At 39.4% G+C, this 17263-nt stretch carries 17 protein-coding genes, 4 tRNA genes and 1 pseudogene; 9 read left to right on the plus strand and 13 right to left on the minus strand.

Annotated features, from left to right (window positions below; translation table 11 throughout):
• Positions 1–6: 6 nt before the first annotated feature.
• A complete protein-coding gene (gene trpD, locus ACP69Y_RS08095; protein ID WP_425917728.1) occupies positions 7–1053 on the minus strand; it encodes an anthranilate phosphoribosyltransferase in 1047 nt (348 codons plus the stop codon).
• A gap of 8 nt (positions 1054–1061) precedes the next feature.
• Positions 1062–1646 (minus strand): aminodeoxychorismate/anthranilate synthase component II, encoded by a 585-nt coding sequence (locus ACP69Y_RS08100; protein WP_425917730.1) that lies wholly within the window; start codon positions 1644–1646, stop codon positions 1062–1064.
• 968 nt (positions 1647–2614) lie between these two features.
• Here ACP69Y_RS08100 and glnA point away from each other — a divergent pair.
• The 5 genes from glnA to ACP69Y_RS08125 all read left to right on the plus strand — a co-directional run bounded on the left by glnA (position 2615) and on the right by ACP69Y_RS08125 (position 6315).
• Positions 2615–4030 (plus strand): type I glutamate--ammonia ligase, encoded by a 1416-nt coding sequence (glnA, locus tag ACP69Y_RS08105; protein ID WP_171459106.1) that lies wholly within the window; start codon positions 2615–2617, stop codon positions 4028–4030.
• A gap of 91 nt (positions 4031–4121) precedes the next feature.
• Complete coding sequence (locus tag ACP69Y_RS08110) at positions 4122–4397, plus strand: hypothetical protein (protein ID WP_425917732.1); 276 nt, start codon at positions 4122–4124, stop codon at positions 4395–4397.
• A gap of 113 nt (positions 4398–4510) precedes the next feature.
• Complete coding sequence (locus ACP69Y_RS08115; protein ID WP_425917734.1) at positions 4511–5011, plus strand: chorismate--pyruvate lyase family protein; 501 nt, start codon at positions 4511–4513, stop codon at positions 5009–5011.
• Between the two features lie 32 nt (positions 5012–5043).
• Positions 5044–5922: a 4-hydroxybenzoate octaprenyltransferase gene (gene ubiA, locus ACP69Y_RS08120; protein WP_425917736.1), complete on the plus strand. Its 879-nt coding sequence runs from the start codon at positions 5044–5046 to the stop codon at positions 5920–5922.
• Between the two features lie 150 nt (positions 5923–6072).
• Positions 6073–6315, plus strand: a complete 243-nt coding sequence (locus ACP69Y_RS08125) for a hypothetical protein (protein ID WP_425917738.1) — start codon at positions 6073–6075, stop codon at positions 6313–6315.
• 54 nt (positions 6316–6369) lie between these two features.
• Here the strand turns inward: ACP69Y_RS08125 and ACP69Y_RS08130 are convergent, their stop codons facing one another.
• From ACP69Y_RS08130 to ACP69Y_RS08160, 7 genes are all read right to left on the minus strand, one after another.
• Positions 6370–6816 carry a DUF2726 domain-containing protein gene (locus tag ACP69Y_RS08130; protein WP_425917739.1) on the minus strand — a complete coding sequence of 149 codons (447 nt, stop codon included), beginning with the start codon at positions 6814–6816 and terminating at the stop codon, positions 6370–6372.
• A 54-nt stretch (positions 6817–6870) separates the two neighbouring features.
• Positions 6871–6946 (minus strand) — tRNA-Asn (locus ACP69Y_RS08135).
• A gap of 103 nt (positions 6947–7049) precedes the next feature.
• Positions 7050–7340, minus strand: a complete 291-nt coding sequence (locus ACP69Y_RS08140; RefSeq protein ID WP_425917741.1) for a hypothetical protein — start codon at positions 7338–7340, stop codon at positions 7050–7052.
• 211 nt (positions 7341–7551) lie between these two features.
• Positions 7552–7627 (minus strand) — tRNA-Asn (locus ACP69Y_RS08145).
• A gap of 5 nt (positions 7628–7632) precedes the next feature.
• Positions 7633–7708 (minus strand) — tRNA-Asn (locus ACP69Y_RS08150).
• Between the two features lie 157 nt (positions 7709–7865).
• Complete coding sequence (locus tag ACP69Y_RS08155) at positions 7866–8492, minus strand: superoxide dismutase (protein WP_425917743.1); 627 nt, start codon at positions 8490–8492, stop codon at positions 7866–7868.
• 462 nt (positions 8493–8954) lie between these two features.
• Positions 8955–9713 carry a Nif3-like dinuclear metal center hexameric protein gene (locus tag ACP69Y_RS08160; RefSeq protein ID WP_425917745.1) on the minus strand — a complete coding sequence of 253 codons (759 nt, stop codon included), beginning with the start codon at positions 9711–9713 and terminating at the stop codon, positions 8955–8957.
• Between the two features lie 171 nt (positions 9714–9884).
• Between ACP69Y_RS08160 and ACP69Y_RS08165 the strand changes: the two genes are divergently transcribed.
• On the plus strand, positions 9885–11066 hold the full coding sequence (locus ACP69Y_RS08165) for a trypsin-like peptidase domain-containing protein (protein ID WP_425917747.1): 1182 nt from the start codon (positions 9885–9887) through the stop codon (positions 11064–11066).
• A gap of 596 nt (positions 11067–11662) precedes the next feature.
• On the opposite strand, the gene ACP69Y_RS08170 is transcribed toward ACP69Y_RS08165, so the two are convergent.
• Positions 11663–11738, minus strand: a tRNA-Asn gene (locus tag ACP69Y_RS08170).
• A 238-nt stretch (positions 11739–11976) separates the two neighbouring features.
• On the opposite strand from ACP69Y_RS08170, the gene ACP69Y_RS08175 reads away from it, so the two are divergent.
• Entirely contained in the window at positions 11977–12435 is a 459-nt protein-coding gene (locus tag ACP69Y_RS08175) for a hypothetical protein (protein ID WP_425917749.1), read from the plus strand.
• A 74-nt stretch (positions 12436–12509) separates the two neighbouring features.
• Here the strand turns inward: ACP69Y_RS08175 and ACP69Y_RS08180 are convergent, their stop codons facing one another.
• Complete coding sequence (locus ACP69Y_RS08180) at positions 12510–12941, minus strand: PaaI family thioesterase (RefSeq protein ID WP_425917751.1); 432 nt, start codon at positions 12939–12941, stop codon at positions 12510–12512.
• Positions 12942–13251: 310 nt separating this feature from the next.
• On the opposite strand from ACP69Y_RS08180, the pseudogene ACP69Y_RS08185 reads away from it, so the two are divergent.
• Positions 13252–13674: pseudogene (locus ACP69Y_RS08185) on the plus strand (GFA family protein).
• A gap of 128 nt (positions 13675–13802) precedes the next feature.
• Complete coding sequence (locus ACP69Y_RS08190) at positions 13803–14642, plus strand: DMT family transporter (RefSeq protein ID WP_425917753.1); 840 nt, start codon at positions 13803–13805, stop codon at positions 14640–14642.
• A gap of 192 nt (positions 14643–14834) precedes the next feature.
• Here the strand turns inward: ACP69Y_RS08190 and ACP69Y_RS08195 are convergent, their stop codons facing one another.
• Positions 14835–16061 (minus strand): pyridoxal phosphate-dependent aminotransferase, encoded by a 1227-nt coding sequence (locus tag ACP69Y_RS08195; protein ID WP_425917755.1) that lies wholly within the window; start codon positions 16059–16061, stop codon positions 14835–14837.
• 337 nt (positions 16062–16398) lie between these two features.
• Positions 16399–17223, minus strand: coding sequence for a type I methionyl aminopeptidase (gene map / locus ACP69Y_RS08200; protein WP_425917757.1), 825 nt, complete (start codon positions 17221–17223; stop codon positions 16399–16401).
• Between the last annotated feature and the right edge of the window lie 40 nt (positions 17224–17263).

The following is a 17263-nucleotide window of genomic DNA, read 5'->3' on the forward strand; positions in this document are numbered from 1 at the left end:
ATAGCCTTAAGCTTCGTATTCTTTGAGGGTTTTGGTGAATTCAGACAAAACGCTCATTTTTTCTAAAGCTTGTCCGCCATAAATAATATCATGGGCTAAAGCAACACCCTGTTTATAGTCATTGGTTAGACCAGAAACGTAGATCCCTGCACCTGCATTGAGTGCAATCATATTTGCCGCTTTTTCACCTTTAGCCGATTTTTTCTTGCCCAAAGCATCTTTAATTAAAGCCAGGCTTTCAGCTGAATCTTCCACAATTAAACCGGTTAAAGTCTGTGATTCAATATCGACATCTTCAGGATTAATCATCCATTCCGTGATTTCACCATCTTTGAGTTCAGCGACATAAGTTGAAGATGCAAGGCTGATTTCATCCAAACCATCTTTAGAATGAACCACCATTACATGTTCAGCACCCAATTGTTTCATGACTTCGGCAATCGGGCGGCATAGTTCGTTCGAGAATACACCCAGTACAAAACGTTGTACTCCAGCCGGATTGGTCAGTGGGCCAAGCAAGTTGAAAATACTGCGAATACCCAGTTCTTGACGTGGACCCACCGCATATTTCATGGCTTTGTGATGATTCGGTGCAAATAAGAAACCGACGCCCATTTCACGGATACAGCGTTCAGTTTGCTGCATATTCAGGTTCAGGTTAATACCTGCTTTTTCAAGCAAGTCAGATGAACCGGATTTAGAAGACACACCACGGTTACCATGCTTGGCAATGGTTGCACCGGCAGCAGCAATCACAAAACTGGATGCGGTAGAGACATTAAACAGGTTTTGACCGTCACCGCCAGTACCCACGATATCGACTAAATGTGGAATATCGCTAACATCAATTTTGATCGCAAATTCACGCATCACACGTGCAGCAGCGGTAATTTCATCAATACTTTCGCCTTTCAAGCGTAAGCCCATCATCAGCGCACCGATTTGAGCATCAGTTGCTTCACCGGACATGATGCTGCGCATCACATCTTCCATTTGCGACTGGGTCAGGTGAATCTGTTTGGTAATATTATTTAAAGCTTGTTGAATGTTCATTGTGTTCACTATGCATAAATTTCTAAGAAGTTTTGGAAGATTTGATGACCATGCTGGCTTAAAATTGATTCAGGGTGAAACTGCACGCCTTCGATGGCTAATGTCTTATGTTTAACACCCATGATTTCTTCCATGCGGCCATCGGCTTCATTGGTCCAGCAAGTCACTTCCAAACAATCTGGTACGGTCGCCTGATCAATCACCAGTGAATGATAGCGTGTCGCAGAAAATGGGGAAGGCAGGTTGCTAAAGATGCCTTGGTTGCTGTGATACATATCGGACAAGCGACCGTGCATGACGTTCTTTGCGCGAATAATATCCCCACCAAAAGCCTGGCCAATGGCTTGATGTCCCAAACACACACCAAGCAATGGGATTTTGCCGGCAAAGTGCTGAATGGCTGGAATTGAAATTCCGGCTTCACTTGGTGAACAAGGACCAGGACCAATCACCAGATACTGGGGTTGCCATCGCTCGATATCTTCCAATGTCACGGCATCATTACGGACTACTTTTACGTCTTGATTTAACTCGCCAAAATATTGAACGATGTTATAGGTAAAGGAGTCATAGTTGTCGATCATTAAAAGCATGAGCTAACCTATTGAAATTTACGCACTTATATGTGCTCGAATAGTCCAGGAACACTCACATTGTGTCCAGTTTCAGAGCGTAACCTTATGTCAATAAAGTTTATTGAAACGGATAAAAAACGGAGTACGAATAATCATAGCAAAAAATAAGCATTTTCTGCTGAACTATTTCTATGATAATGATTTTAGAGGAATCGCATGATGAGAATAAGCTGATTTATTTGCATTTTGTCTTAAGTGAAATTCATCATTAATTATTTCAACCATTAAAAGCAACTTTAAATAATATGGAAACTGTATTCAGATTTAAACGTAATAAAATGAATGAAAATCTAAAATTCAATTGAACTAACAGGCTAATTATAAGTAATTCTGATTTGTATTAAGATTTGATTAGTTGAAGCTGTGCTTAATAAAGAAACATGAATGGAAGGAAAGGCTATCTAGCTTTGATCACCAAAATGGCGCACTACTTATCTTCGTTCAATTGTTGAAAAAATCGGCGGGTTGAACAGTGCAAAATATAAAATCTTGAAAAAATAATAAGATAACATTCTTCTAATTTTAAATTTATAGACTGGAATAAAATTAAATGGTTGACATATTAAGTAATCAAATCATTAACATGGATGAAAATTGATTTTTAAGTATTTATTTTAATCTAATGCTGAAAAAATTAAACAAAATAGATGAAAACAAGGCTCATTGATGACTTTTAAAAATAAATCTGCACCATTTTGATACACTAAAAGCGGCTTTTTAAACAAATATAATCTAGAGTGTTTGAATATGGTGCATTTGCATTTGCACACAGTATAATAGCTTCAAACTAAAGTATCTAAATCTTCTATTCTGATAAAGAATTCAATATTTTATCTTTGTTTTTTAAAGTTGGTATGGGAATTGCTTAATAACTGCCAACTACTAACACGCACTTAGCAGGTGCAACAAAAAATCATCGGAGCAAAATGAGCATGGCGAACAAGGTCCTTCAACTCATCCAAGAAAGTGGCGCAAAATGGGTCGATTTTCGCTTTACTGATACTAAGGGTAAAGAGCAACACGTAACTTACCCAGCAGATACGATTGACGAAGATACATTTGAAGACGGTAAAATGTTTGATGGTTCTTCAATTGCAGGTTGGAAAGGCATTGAAGCGTCGGACATGATTTTACGTCCAGATGCTGAAACATGCTTCCTTGACCCATTCTTTGCTGAAGCAACAGTTGTTGTCACTTGTGACGTGATTGAGCCTTCAACTGGTCAAGGTTACGACCGTGACCCACGTTCAATTGCTCGCCGTGCAGAAGAATATTTAAAATCTACAGGTATTGGTGATACTGCATTCTTTGGTCCAGAGCCAGAATTCTTTGTTTTTGACGAAGTGAAATGGGAAATCGATATGTCTGGCGCGCGCCATACATTAATCGCTGAAGAAGCTGCATGGTCAACCAACAAAGACTATGAGGGTGGTAACTCTGGTCACCGTCCACGTGTTAAAGGGGGTTACTTCCCAGTTCCTCCTGTGGATTCTTCACATGATATGCGTGCAGAAATGTGTGCAAAAATCGAAGACATCATGGGTCCTGGTCGTGTAGAAGTACATCACCACGAAGTTGCATCTTGCCAGTTAGAAATTGGTGTGAGCTTCAACACCATGGTTCGTAAAGCGGACGAAGTTCAACAGTTCAAATATGCAGTTTGGAACGTTGCGCATCAATATGCTAAAACTGCAACCTTTATGCCTAAACCAATGGTTGGCGATAACGGTTCTGGTATGCACGTTCACATGTCAATCTCTAAAGATGGCAAGAACTTGTTTGCTGGTGACGAATACGCAGGCTTGTCAGAAATGGCGCTTTACTTCATTGGCGGTGTGATCAAACACGCACGTTCATTGAATGCGATTACTAACCCTTCTACTAACTCGTACAAGCGTTTAGTGCCACATTATGAAGCTCCGATTATGCTTGCTTACTCAGCACGTAACCGTTCTGCTTCTATCCGTATTCCTTACGTTTCTAGCCCGAAAGGCAAGCGTATTGAAGCACGTTTCCCAGATCCAATGATGAACCCGTACTTAGGTTTTGCAGCATTGTTGATGGCTGGTCTTGATGGTATCCAAAACAAGATTCACCCAGGTGAAGCTGCTGACAAAAACTTGTATGATCTTCCTCCTGAAGAAGAAGCGAAAATCCCTACAGTGGCGCATAGCTTAGATATGGCGCTTGAAGCACTTCAGGCGGATCATGACTACCTATTAAAAGGTGGCGTGTTCACTAAAGATATGCTTGATGCGTATATCGAAGTTAAAACTGAAGAAGTACGTCGCTTGAATACGACGACTCACCCAGTTGAATTCGACATGTATTACAGCTTGTAATTCTTTTTAGAATTTAAAGCTTTAAAAACCCGCGCATGTCGCGGGTTTTTTTGTATCATCTGTTTATATCAATGAATATTAGATGACCTAGATGGCACAGCGCAAAAAACACACCAGCTTTTATCCTTGGATTGATCCAAAAGATCATGAGCAAGGTTTTAAAATGAATTTTTCTGCCGTGACCTACCTAGAAGTAGGACGTACCGTGGAAGGTTATAAGCAGGCAGAATTTGTGGCTTTAAAAAATCCAGAGCTGGCGCTGGATTATGCCTATCCGCAAAGTTTTTATTTGAGTGCTGAAGGGATGATTTTAATCAAGACTCCGCAGGGCAAATTTGAAGTGATTGCCAAAACAGATAATTGTTAATCGCATTTGATTGGATATGATGAGGAAAGAGTGGTGGTTGAGTGAACTCGGCTATTGCTAACATGATGTATATATGAGATTAAGATCAATTAACTTAAACGAGCAGTGGGTTTATGCAGAAAAAGCGAGCATATAAAATACAGGATATGCAGATTCCTGCTGAATTACGCACGTGGTTGTATGCATCAGGTTCTTTGACTCAGCAACTTACTGATTTAGCCGCTGGAATTTTTAAGGTAGAACCGATTCAAGAGCATTTTCAGCGCTTGAGTTTTAGTGATGCAAAATGGATGCATATGTCACATCATCATACCTCATGGGTGCGTGAAAGCTATTTATATGGCTGTGAAGACCAGCCTTGGGTCAAAGCGAAAAGTATTTTTCCAATTTTAAGTCTGCAGTCCCGTGCACGTATCTTTCAGCATATTGGTAAAAAACCAATTGGCTGGTTCTTGTTTCAACGCACCAATCCAGATTGTGAGCGCCGTGTGATTTTGCTTGAAGATGGCTGGACGCGGCAAAGTTGCTATACTTGGCATGGTTGTAAATTTATTGTTCAAGAGACTTTTTTGCCTGCGTTTGAACAGTTTATTCAGCAAAATACTTCACAGTAAAACATTTAACAGAGCATTGGTTAAGGACAGTCATGGATACTGCACAACAAATTGCATGGCGTGAGCGTTTAGCAGCGTATTACTATTTATGTCGTTTTGATAAGCCGATTGGTACAGAGTTGGTGTTTTGGCCGACCATGTGGGCATTGTGGATTGCAAACCAAGGCAGGCCAGATTTAAAAGTACTGCTCCTGATGATCTTGGGTATTGTTTTTATGCGTGCAGCAGGCTGTGCCATTAATGATTTCGCTGACCGTAAAGTAGATGGTGCTGTTGCCAGAACCAAGGATCGACCTTTAGCGACAGGCGTGATTAAGCCAATAGAAGCCATTTGGGTATTTTTAATTCTTGTTGCGGCAAGTGCGGCGCTATTGTTCTTTTTGCCAATCGAAACCTTTTACTGGTCATTTGGTGCATTGTTATTAGCGTTTATCTATCCATTTATGAAACGCTATACCAACTTGCCGCAAGTGTTTTTAGGTGCGGCATTTTCGTGGTCTATTCCGATGGCATATACTGCAGTCGGACAGACACCTGATCTGACCTGTTGGCTTTTATACTTTGGTAATTTGGCCTGGACGGTGGCTTATGATACGCAATATGCCATTACTGACCGTGAATATGATTTAAAAATAGGCGTAAAATCAACTGCGATTTTATTTGGAAAATACGACATTGAAATCATCTCGCTATTACAGGCAGCAAGTGTACTGCTGATTAGTGGAGCATTGTACCGAGAGAATTTACTTATTCCTTTTGGATTAACTGCATTGCTGGTGGTGGTGGCTGACTTTATCTATCAGTGGGCAAAAACTAAAGACAGAAATCCGCAACTCTGCTTTTGGGCATTCCGTCATAACCGTTGGGTAGGACTGATTATTTTTGCCGGAATTTTTATTGCATTGCTGTAATCTTAAAGCGATAAGGTCTAAATAAATTAAAAGCATCGATTGACGGTGCTTTTTTTTATGACCTGATGAATAGGATTAAAAATGGTTGTACTTCAGTACTTCAAGTATATTGGACTATATTTTTATTGATGAATCCTGTAGGTGTTGATGATGTCACAGTCCAGCTCGAAGCCAAATACGAAGAAGATGATTATTTGGATGACATTGGGGTTATGCATTCCTATTTTTCTGGTGACTATGGCTTATCTTGCAGTCAGTAGTGATGAGAAAAATCAAGAAAAATATAAACAGCAGCAAGCGCAAATACTGGAACGGATTAAAGCACGTGAAGCAGCTGAACAATCTGCTTCAGAAGCGGTTACTGAATCAGCTGAACAGCAAGAAAATAAATGATCTGGATCGGTGAAATCTAGCCACCGATAAGGTGGCTTTCATTGACAGATTGAACTAATTTAAAATGTCTCTTCTTAAGCGATCGGCACTCGGAATATCGGTATAGCGATAAACCTGATAGCCTGCTTCATTTAGCATGGCATCTCGTTCAGCATCTTCCTGTTCTTTGCCTATATGGCTGGGATCATCCAGCTCGATAATGGCAACCACCTCAAGCTTTTGATTCAGTAAAACGAAGTCGGTTACTTTACGATTGAACTTGTTGCGGATCTTTAAGTTATTGTTGGTGATTAAAGCACTAAAAGCGACTTGAGCCAGAAGATGATGCTGAGGGAAAGTTTCTTTGAGACGAATAAACATCTTGCTTTCGAAATGCGTGATTACACGTTTGGGAAAGAATTTTTGTCGTGGTCTGAACAATTGCTGAAAAACAATAGTCAGCAAAGCAAGACTGGCAATACAACCAATAAGGAAAAAAGTGAATTGACTTGAATCGAACACAGTAAAATCTTGATATAAGAAAAAACCCACTCATTAGAGTGGGTTTTTAGAATTTGGCTCTCCAACCTGGGCTCGAACCAGGGACCTGCGGATTAACAGTCCGTCGCTCTACCGACTGAGCTATTGGAGAATCTGATACGCATTCTATGTATCTAAGCTTAAAGGGTCAAGGGCTTAGGGTTAAAAAAAACCTGAAAATAAATTGAATGTTTTAAAAATAAACTTATTGCTTGTTATTTAATCGATTTTATTAAGTTTATATAATTTTCTTTGCTTTGTAAGGGTTGTGCTTTACGGCACTCCTTGATCAATTCCATCAGCTCGGCCTGAGTCAGTTCAGGTTTGAGTTGTTGTTGAATATGTTTTAAAACATCCGGGTTCTTTTGGGGTAAATTACGGGTGCAATGAAATAAGCGTTCATACATGAGCGCGGAAGCCTGCTTTTTATTTTCAGAATTTTGACTGCATTGAAACACTGCGAACATGACAATAAGTAAAATAATCCAGAAAATTAGAGATTTCATCCAGGTTGTATTCATAAGATTTATTAAAATATTTTTATTAGGATGAACATAACTAAATTTTGATCAGTGAACAATAGATTGGGGAATAATCTATGATTTAAGTAAAGAGTGTGGAATTAAAGAGAACACATTCAACGCATATATTGCATGTGAAATAGACATTTGATTGATAAAAAAAGCCCACTTCATGATGAGTGGGCTTTTTAGAATCTGGCTCTTCCACCTGGGCTCGAACCAGGGACCTGCGGATTAACAGTCCGTCGCTCTACCGACTGAGCTATGGAAGAATAGATGGCTCTCCAACCTGGGCTCGAACCAGGGACCTGCGGATTAACAGTCCGTCGCTCTACCGACTGAGCTATTGGAGAATCTGATGCGCATTTTAGGGATCAAAACCTAAGTCGTCAACACGTAAATATAAAGAAATGAATCATTTGCCTTATAATTATGCAGATATGCCCTAAAAATAAAAAAACCACCTATAGGAGGTGGTTTTTTATGCAAAAATAAAATTTATTTCAAATCTTATTTTTCAACGCCAGCTTCTTGGCCAGCGTATTTAGCATTTGCGTAATCCCAGTTTACCAAGCTTTCCATGAAAGTTTTAATGTAAGCAGGACGTGCATTACGGTAGTCGATGTAGTAAGCATGTTCCCAAACGTCAATTGTCAACACTGCAACTTTACCGTGAGCAAGTGGAGTGTCAGCATTTGAAGTCTTAAGAATAGATAAGTTGCCATTTACTTCGTCAGCAACCAACCAAGCCCAGCCTGAACCGAATTGAGTTGTTGCAGCAGCAGCAAATTCTTCAGCAAATTTTTCGTAAGAACCGAAAGCTTCATCAATTTTAGCAGCTAAAGTACCAGTCGCTTTACCACCACCGTTTTTAGCCATACAGTTCCAGTAGAATGTATGGTTCCAAACTTGAGCAGCATTGTTGAATAGGCCAACTTTAGCAGCATCACCAGCAGATGCTTTAATGATTTCTTCTAAAGTTTTACCCTCAAGTTCAGTACCTTTAATTAGGTTGTTAAGGTTAACAACATAAGTATTATGGTGTTTGTCGTGGTGGTATTCTAAAGTTTCTTTGCTAATGTGTGGAGCAAGATCTTCATAACCGTATGGAAGTGCCGGTAAAGTAATCGTTGTCATGTCTTCAATTCCTTGCATTTTGCTGGGTTTTAACATTAAGTGGCTTTATTGTAATGGATTCTTTGTCTAAATTGCGCATTGCTTATAAATAACAATACAGAATAAAGCCTAAATTTATACGTATAAAGACAATGTCAAACCGTCAAATTAAGATTAGAGTATGTTGACACTTCATCTATGTCTGCGACAAGCATGTTTTTAGCTGATATTAGCCCCGGAGCAGGAGATTTAGTCACTCTAAATGACTGCTTCGTAACGATATAGGGGCAAAAAATATGCTCGTCCGTAGCTGTGCCTTACGCTGCAAACAAAGCAATGCTTGGTTCTTGCTCAGGCTGTGGCTAAAATTATCTCAGATTTCGTTATGAAATTTGAAAATAGGCTCGCTATTATCTTGGTTTCATGCCTTAACTGCTTAATTTTAGCCTACAGCGCAAGCCATTTATGAAATGTTAACAGACCCTAAATCGGATTGTTTAATTCGAAGTAACTATACTCAATATCGAACTGTTCTGAAATAGCTTTTGCCAGACGTTGTACGCCATAACGCTCGGTTGCATGATGTCCACACGCGTAATAATGCACATTCAACTCTTTGGCTTCATAAAAAGTCCGTTCACTGACTTCACCGGAAATATAAGCATCACAATTTTGTTCAGCTGCTTTGCCAATAAAATCTTGTGCGCCACCGGTACAGAAACCGATTTTTTGGATCAATTTTTTATCAGCCGCAAGATGAATGGCATTAAAATCTAAACGCTGAGACACATACAGCTTAAATTCTTCAGCAGACACGGGTTGTTTTAAATAGCCAATATTACCAATCGGATTACGTTCACTTAGATCTAAAGCTTCAATATTTTCTAATGCTAAAATATCTGCAATAGCCGCATTATTACCTAAAGTTGGATGGCTATCTAAAGGTAAGTGATAACCTGCCAGTGAAATATCATGTTGAATTAAACTTTTTATACGTTTACCGCGCATGCCAGTAATCGGGTAGGGTTCGCCTTTCCAGAAATAGCCATGATGGACCAACAGTAAATCCGCACCTTGTGCAATTGCGGCTTCAATTGCATCTTGTGATGCAGTCACCGCACACAAAATTTTATTTACATCCGGTTTACCTTCAATTTGCAGACCATTTGGTGCATAGTCTTTAAATTCGTGTGATTTCAGGGTGTGGTCGCACCACTGAATAATCTCATTGAGCTTTGCCATAAATTTCTCAAAAGCCTAAATATTTAACATCATCAAAACATATTTTGAATTGTAACTAAAGCATGACAAAACTCTTTCATTATTTTTATGTTTCCAGCTGTATTTCATTTTACAATGGCGCATAAATTACTTAGTCATCAACGAATTAAAATATTGTTAGAGGAAATTAACGTGCGTCGCACCTTTACATGGTTACCTTGGGTTTTACTCATTTTGGTCACGCTGGGTTTTCTTGCATGGCAACAATACCAACAGCCTAAAGCACCTGTTGCGGCTGATGGCGTAAAAATGCCGGTAGAAAAAGTAGAGCCTTTGGTCAGTACTACGAGGACAGGCGGCGTTGATTCTTATAACGCTGCGGTTAAAGTTGCTGCTCCAGCAGTAGTGAATATTTTTACCACTCAAAAAGTAAAGCAGGCTGAACATCCTTTGTTAAATGATCCTGCCTTTCGTGAATTTTTTGGTGATCAAATGCCAGATCAATTCGGTCAGGAGCAAAATGAAAATAGCCTAGGTTCTGGTGTTATTGTTCGTTCGGATGGTTATATCTTGACTAATAATCATGTGATCGCACAGGCTGATCAAATTGTGGTCGGATTAAATGATGGGCGTCGCGCTGTAGCAAAAATTATTGGCACAGACCCCGACTCAGATCTTGCCGTGATTAAGATTGAATTAGACAAGCTTTCTGTTTTGCCGTTTAAATTAAGTGGTAATGAAGTGGGAGATGTCGTTCTTGCCATTGGTAATCCGTTTGGTGTGGGACAGACCGTCACTCAAGGGATTATCTCTGCCACCAATCGCTCAGATTTGGGCATTAACACTTATGAAGACTTCATTCAAACCGATGCTGCAATTAATCCAGGTAACTCGGGTGGTGCGCTGATTGATGTTGCTGGTAATTTGATTGGTGTAAATACGGCTATTTTCTCTCAATCAGGTGGTTCATTGGGTATTGGTTTTGCCATTCCTGCGAAGGTCTGTCAGCAAATCCTGAATTCAATTTTGAAAGATGGTCGTGTGGTTCGTGGTTGGTTAGGTATTAGCCTGATGCCCGTGCAACAGGAAAACATTCTTGAACCTAAGCAAACAGGTGTTGTGGTTGCGGATGTGCTTCCTCAGGGACCTGCAGCCAAAGCGGGAATTCAAAAAGGCGACAAGATTATTCAAGTCAATGGAGAACTGATTAATTCTGCTTCTCACTTGATTAATTATGTGGCCTTGCAAGCTCCAAATAGCACCATCAAAGTTGAAGTGGTTCGAGATGACAAACCTTTAACCCTAAATGTGGTGGTGACTGAACGTAAAGCTCAGAATAACAATTCACAATATATTCCTTTACCTCAGCAATAAAACAATCTTTAGATTCATCTATTTTCAGATGGAGGAATAGATAAAAAGCGCATTTCGATGCGCTTTTTCTTTTATTGCTTACTCATTAGATAACTTACGTAAATCAAAAAATATTTAATATTAGATTTTTTAAAATCAGCATTGCCTCATTTAATTGATTCAATTTTTATGCTTTTGCGTAGGTGATATCTCTACTTTTGAAAGGTCAAAATGAGGATCTCAAAATATATTTTGAGTCCGCAAGAAAAACCTTTTGTTTCCCATACACAACATCCTTGTCGTGATGGGAAACATGTGGCATCCATGCCACTCTCATAATTCCAATACCTGCTAAAATTTATTTTTAATTTTGGCTTTATAAACGACTTGTCATAATTGAAAAATGACTTATGAAAGAAGTCTATTATTCAACAATGATTTTTCTATATCTCTAAAAATTTATGGCTATGAATAGTGTAACTTGATATCAGATAGATATTTGCTATTCCATATAAAAAAACAGAAGATTAGGATAATTATTTTTATGATAACTTAAATAGTTCTAGATTATTTAGGCAAAAAAAAACCCGCTTTAATGCTGCGGGCTTTTTCGTATTTGGCTCTCCAACCTGGGCTCGAACCAGGGACCTGCGGATTAACAGTCCGTCGCTCTACCGACTGAGCTATTGGAGAATCTGCATGCGATTATAAGGAGATTTTTTAGGGGGTCAAGCTAAAAGTGTCATGATTCCTTAATTTTTGTGCTGTATGCTTTTTATTTAGACAAATAAATCAAAAATGTTAAAAAAACTTGCACAGCCAAAATCGGCTTGTTAGATTAAATGCATAACAGAGCGTTTGAATGAAAGTTCAAACAGTGTGGATTTAAACCAACTTGCCAGCACTAAAATGGCTAAACAGGAGAAAGCGAATGCGTACGCTGACGATTGCCGAAATCTTTTCAAATTTATCTTTTTATCAAGACAATTATCTTTCAATTATTCAAAATCCAGATCGTTATCAAACTGCTGTTGAAGATGCATATATCCAAGTGTGGCCTGTCGGAACTCAAGCCTTATATCTGGGTGATTTATTGCAGCTTTGGTTTAGCGATAAATGGTTGATTGATTCACCTTGCCAATTGCTTCTAGATAGTTATTCCAATGGTCGTAAGCAACCTTTGCAACGTGATCATGATCTATATTTATATCAATTGAATGGCAGCGCCTTAACTGGACGAAATAACTCTAAAGTCTGGTCAGTATCGGAACAGAAGAAGCTCTCTGTATCGCTCGATAGCGTATTTAAATATTTATGTATTTATAAAGGCACTTCACGTCCAGAAGTCGATTTTCCAGCGCTAACGAAATCATTTAAATCAGCGATCTAACCCTAATTCAACTATAGAGCTTAAGTCGTTAACTTAAGCTCTGTTTTGTTATCTTTTAAAGACGAGATTAAGCCTTAACGGATAATCATACAAGTTGCAGTAGCATGGGCATAGAGTTTACCTTCTTCATCGATAATCTTACCCTCAGATATACCCAAGTTCTTACTCATATTAATGACCGTACCCATGGCATGAAGCTCTTTATTTTTAGGGATAGGACGGCACATTTTTATATTTAAGTCGATAGTGCCGTACCCTACGCCTGCTTCCAGCATACTGTGTACTGCACAACCTGTAACGGAATCCAGAACTGTGGCTGAAAAACCACCGTGTACGCCCCCTAACGGATTTAAATGACGATGATCTGCTTTTACTTTGAAATGAATTGTTCCTTCTGAAACGTCATAAGGTTGCATTGGAATAGTTTCACTAATACTTGCAGCTGGAATTTTTCCTGCGCACATAGCTTGTAGAAATTGTAGTCCTGTCATTTCTTTTGGATTCATTGTCGTTATTTCCTTATTGATTGATTAGTTCCAAAAAGGAACCTAGATTTCAATTAAGCAAAATTTAACCATGTCGTCAATGCTCAGCTTTGAGTTAATTCGTGCAAAATGCATGGCTGTAAAAATCATTTTCCATTAGATTTGAAGCATATGTTCATATATCTAAAATAGTGAATAAGACAACTTGATAAGATAATTGTTTTAAAATTCTTTAATAAAACTTATACAGAGATGAATTTGTCATTTATATATAGAAGAAACAATATTTTAGATATTTTTGATCAGTATTAACGTAATCAAGGAAATAACAATGAATGTATCCTGTTTATGCGGTAAAACTAAGTTCCGAGCAGAATTAAAAAATCATGATGTACACGCCTGCCACTGTTCCATGTGCCGTCAGTAGTCAAGTGGTGTACTGATGAGTGTGGATGTAGAGCCAGACAGTTTAAAGTTTGAAGATCAAGAATATTTAACGCTATTTCAATCTTCTGAATGGGGAGAGCGTGGTTTTTGTAGTCGCTGCGGCACCTTGCTTTTCTGGCGTACGCAGGATGGCAGTTATTGCAACATTAATGTCTTTGCCATGCAGGAACAGCCGAAAGATTTAAAACTGACTACAGAAATTTATATTGATAATAAGCCCGATTTTTACCAGTTTAAATATTCTACAGAGCAGCTCACTGAGGCTGATGTGATTGCATTGTTTTCTAAAGATGAAGCAGAGGAATAATTGATTTAGGCATAAGCATTGAATTTATACATAGATATTTCTTATAAATTGAATCAGTAAATCTATATAGATTTAAACAGCTATATTAGATATATCTGAAGCAGGCTGTTGAAGAGGGATGCTCAACTATGCTGGTTAAGATCACGATTGCCATGCTGGCTTTTGCAGCCAATTCGGTTTTATGTCGTTTGGCGTTGGCAGGTCATCAAATTGACCCAATCAGTTTTAGCCTGATACGTGTATTTAGTGGTGCAGCCGTTTTATTGATGCTCTACATATTTTCTGTACAAAAAGCCAAAATCGAATGGAATATTAAGAACGGTTTTTGGCTTGCGCTCTATATGGTGGCTTTTTCACTGGCCTATGTGCATATAGATGCAGGTGTAGGAGCATTGCTTTTATTCGGTACAGTACAGTTGAGTATGGTCGGCTATGGTTTGTGTCATGGTGAAAAAATCAATATTCAGCGTGGCGCAGGATTGGGCATCGCGATTCTCGGTATTTTCATTCTCTTGTTGCCGGGCGCAGCAGCCCCTAACTTAGTTTATGCGGCTATTATGGTGCTTTCGGGAATAGGCTGGGCAATGTACAGTATTGCGGGTAAGAACATGCGAAACCCGTTAGCTAGTACGTTGGCAAATTTTCTGATGGCGATTCCTTTCGGATTGCTGGCTTATGCTGCGTTTTATACACAAAGCTTTGCTCAGCCTCAAGGGGTGCTTTTAGCAGTATTGTCAGGCGGTTTAGCATCTAGCGGTGCTTATGTGCTTTGGTATGCCATTGTGAAGCGTATTGACCGTGTGACAGCGAGCAGTGTGCAGCTATCTGTGCCATGTTTAGCCATTTTAGGCGGTGCGTTGTTTATAGGTGAGGAACTTAGCTGGCGGATTATCATTTCCGCGGTGATTGTTTTGGCTGGAATTGCATTGGTGATTTGGGCTTCGGCAGAGAAGAAAGCTTTAAAATAATCTGAGTGATGAGAAGATCGCTGTTCCTTTTTATGCTCTTCCAAAAAATCATTGATCAAGCTTTAAAAATTCATTCATTTGAAGGCTTTTTCTATACTTTAAATACAGAAGTGTATTGGGTCTGTATGAAATTTAATCCATAAAAAACCCGCTTCAAGAGCGGGTTTTTTAATCTTACTTTAAAAAAGCAGATTATTTTTCAGCAGCAATTGAAGCAATCGCAGCGTCTACGCCTTCGATTGAGTCAGCCGCTTTCTTGATACGCGCTAACGCATCTACAAGTACTTCGTCAGCCGTTGCATAAGAAATACGCATGTAACCGCCTAGACCGAATGCATCACCCGGCACAACGGCAACACCAGTTTCTTCCAATAACCATGCAGAGAATTCTGTACAAGATTTTAAACCTTTGGCACGAATCAATGGTTTGATATTTGCGTATGCATAGAATGCACCATCAGCAGGTAAGCAAGTAATACCGTTGATATCGTTCAAGCCTTTCACAACCAAGTCATGACGGCGTTTGAATGCTTCAATCATTGGCTCAAGTACGTCTTGAGGACCATTCAATGCAGCTTCAGCAGCAACTTGCGAAATAGAAGTCGGGTTTGAAGTTGATTGAGACTGAATTTTTTTCATTGCGCCAATCAATTTAGCAGGACCCGCTGCATAGCCAATACGCCAGCCAGTCATTGCATAAGCTTTAGACACACCATTAAGTACGATTACGCGGTCATAAAGGTCTGGAGCAACAGTGGCGATGTTGTAGAACTCGTTATCCCAGCGGATTGGTTCGTACATGTCATCTGAAGCAACAAATACTTCTGGATATTTGCGAAGAACGTCAGCCAAAGCTTCTAACTCAGCTTTGGTATAGATCATGCCAGTCGGGTTAGATGGGCTGTTAAGCACCACTAAACGCGTTTTGTCAGTGATCGCAGCTTCTAATTGAGCAGGTGTGATTTTGAAACGTTGTTCTTCACCACATTTAACAACAACTGGAACACCTTCAGCAATGATCACCATATCTGGATAGCTTACCCAGTAAGGCGCAGGGATGATGACTTCATCACCTTTGTTTAACAAGGCAAGTGCCAAGTTAAAGAATGATTGTTTGCCACCGCAAGAAACCAGGATCTGGTTTGCTGCATAATCAAGATTATTGTCGCGTTTAAATTTCGCGATAATCGCTTTTTTAAGACCTGGAGTACCGTCAACAGCGGTATATTTGGTAAAACCGTTGTTAATCGCAGTAATTGCTGCATCTTTGATGTGTTGTGGGGTGTCAAAATCTGGTTCACCTGCGCCCAAACCAATTACGTTTTTACCAGCAGCCTTAAGTTCAGCAGCTTTATTGGTAACAGCAAGTGTAGGGGACGGTTTGATGGCATTCACACGATCAGAGAGACGTACGTCCACGGCAGTATTCCTTCTTATAGGGATTAAAAAATAAAAAAGCACACTATCTTAGCCTAAAAAACCGGAGAAAGGGGTACAAGAAATATACGATATGAAAAAAATACTTTTTTGAATTGATTGTGTTGGTTGTTTCAGCCTTGATTAATCCGATTTTATATTTTTATAAGAATAGAAAATAACTCAATAAATTAACGTTTAAGAAGAGTTTTGAAATTGATGATGCGGTGGGCTGAAGCATAAAAAAGCTTAAATATAAAAATGGCTACATTGAAGTAGCCATATTTAAGATGTAATTTAAATATAGTAATTATATGAAAAGTAGTTATATGAAAAATAATTACATGAAACGAGATAAGTCTTCTTCAGGGCGCGCAGTCAGTACTTCAACACCTGTTTTGGTGACTAAAAGAGTGTGTTCATATTGTGCAGATAACTTATGATCTTTCGTTACTACGGTCCATTTGTCACCTAATAATTTGGTTTGCCAAACCCCAGCGTTCACCATGGGTTCGATGGTAAAGGTCATGCCTTCCTCCAGAACCATACCGGTATTTGGTTGACCGTAATGAAGCACTTGAGGTTCGTCATGGAACACCGTGCCAATACCATGACCACAATATTCACGTACTACACTAAAACGTTCAGATTCAACGTACTTTTGAATGGCGTTACCGATGTCACCAATGGTTGAACCGGGTTTAACCGTTTCCATACCACGGTACATGGCTTCTTGAGCAACTTTACACAGGCGGTCAGCCAAAATGGAGGTTTCACCACCGACGATGTACATCATGTTGGTATCACCGTGGTAGCCGTCTTTAATGACAGTCACGTCGATATTTAAAATATCACCTTTCTTTAGCACTTTAGCATCAGATGGAATGCCGTGGCACACCACATGGTTCACAGATGTACAGATCACATGCTGGAATGCAGGACGACCGGGTGCTGCACCGTAACCTAAACATGCTGGAATGGCATCTTGTTTATTGACAATATAGTCATGGCAAATCGTATCAAGCTCAAGGGTCGTCACACCCGGAACAATATGCGGTTTGATCATATCCAAGACTTCTGCTGCTAGTCGCCCCGCCACACGCATTTTTTCAATTTCGTCAGTGGTTTTAATGAGTCGACGTGGAGCTTCGTAAGTACTGTTCATGATCTCTAAAAACTTTTGGAAATTTGTATGTGACTATGGT

The organism is Acinetobacter sp. TSRC1-2 (assembly GCF_049895885.1).
Taxonomy (GTDB): domain Bacteria; phylum Pseudomonadota; class Gammaproteobacteria; order Pseudomonadales; family Moraxellaceae; genus Acinetobacter.

What these genes read in the sequence shown, in the direction of transcription:
- trpD (WP_425917728.1), bottom strand. Translation starts at nt 1,053, where the DNA reads ATGAACATTCAACAAGCTTTAAATAATATTACCAAACAGATTCACCTG.
- ACP69Y_RS08100 (WP_425917730.1), bottom strand. Translation starts at nt 1,646, where the DNA reads ATGCTTTTAATGATCGACAACTATGACTCCTTTACCTATAACATCGTT.
- glnA (WP_171459106.1), top strand. Translation starts at nt 2,615, where the DNA reads ATGAGCATGGCGAACAAGGTCCTTCAACTCATCCAAGAAAGTGGCGCA.
- ACP69Y_RS08110 (WP_425917732.1), top strand. Translation starts at nt 4,122, where the DNA reads ATGGCACAGCGCAAAAAACACACCAGCTTTTATCCTTGGATTGATCCA.
- ACP69Y_RS08115 (WP_425917734.1), top strand. Translation starts at nt 4,511, where the DNA reads ATGCAGAAAAAGCGAGCATATAAAATACAGGATATGCAGATTCCTGCT.
- ubiA (WP_425917736.1), top strand. Translation starts at nt 5,044, where the DNA reads ATGGATACTGCACAACAAATTGCATGGCGTGAGCGTTTAGCAGCGTAT.
- ACP69Y_RS08125 (WP_425917738.1), top strand. Translation starts at nt 6,073, where the DNA reads ATGTCACAGTCCAGCTCGAAGCCAAATACGAAGAAGATGATTATTTGG.
- ACP69Y_RS08140 (WP_425917741.1), bottom strand. Translation starts at nt 7,340, where the DNA reads ATGAAATCTCTAATTTTCTGGATTATTTTACTTATTGTCATGTTCGCA.
- ACP69Y_RS08155 (WP_425917743.1), bottom strand. Translation starts at nt 8,492, where the DNA reads ATGACAACGATTACTTTACCGGCACTTCCATACGGTTATGAAGATCTT.
- ACP69Y_RS08160 (WP_425917745.1), bottom strand. Translation starts at nt 9,713, where the DNA reads ATGGCAAAGCTCAATGAGATTATTCAGTGGTGCGACCACACCCTGAAA.
- ACP69Y_RS08175 (WP_425917749.1), top strand. Translation starts at nt 11,977, where the DNA reads ATGCGTACGCTGACGATTGCCGAAATCTTTTCAAATTTATCTTTTTAT.
- ACP69Y_RS08180 (WP_425917751.1), bottom strand. Translation starts at nt 12,941, where the DNA reads ATGAATCCAAAAGAAATGACAGGACTACAATTTCTACAAGCTATGTGC.
- ACP69Y_RS08190 (WP_425917753.1), top strand. Translation starts at nt 13,803, where the DNA reads ATGCTGGTTAAGATCACGATTGCCATGCTGGCTTTTGCAGCCAATTCG.
- map (WP_425917757.1), bottom strand. Translation starts at nt 17,223, where the DNA reads ATGAACAGTACTTACGAAGCTCCACGTCGACTCATTAAAACCACTGAC.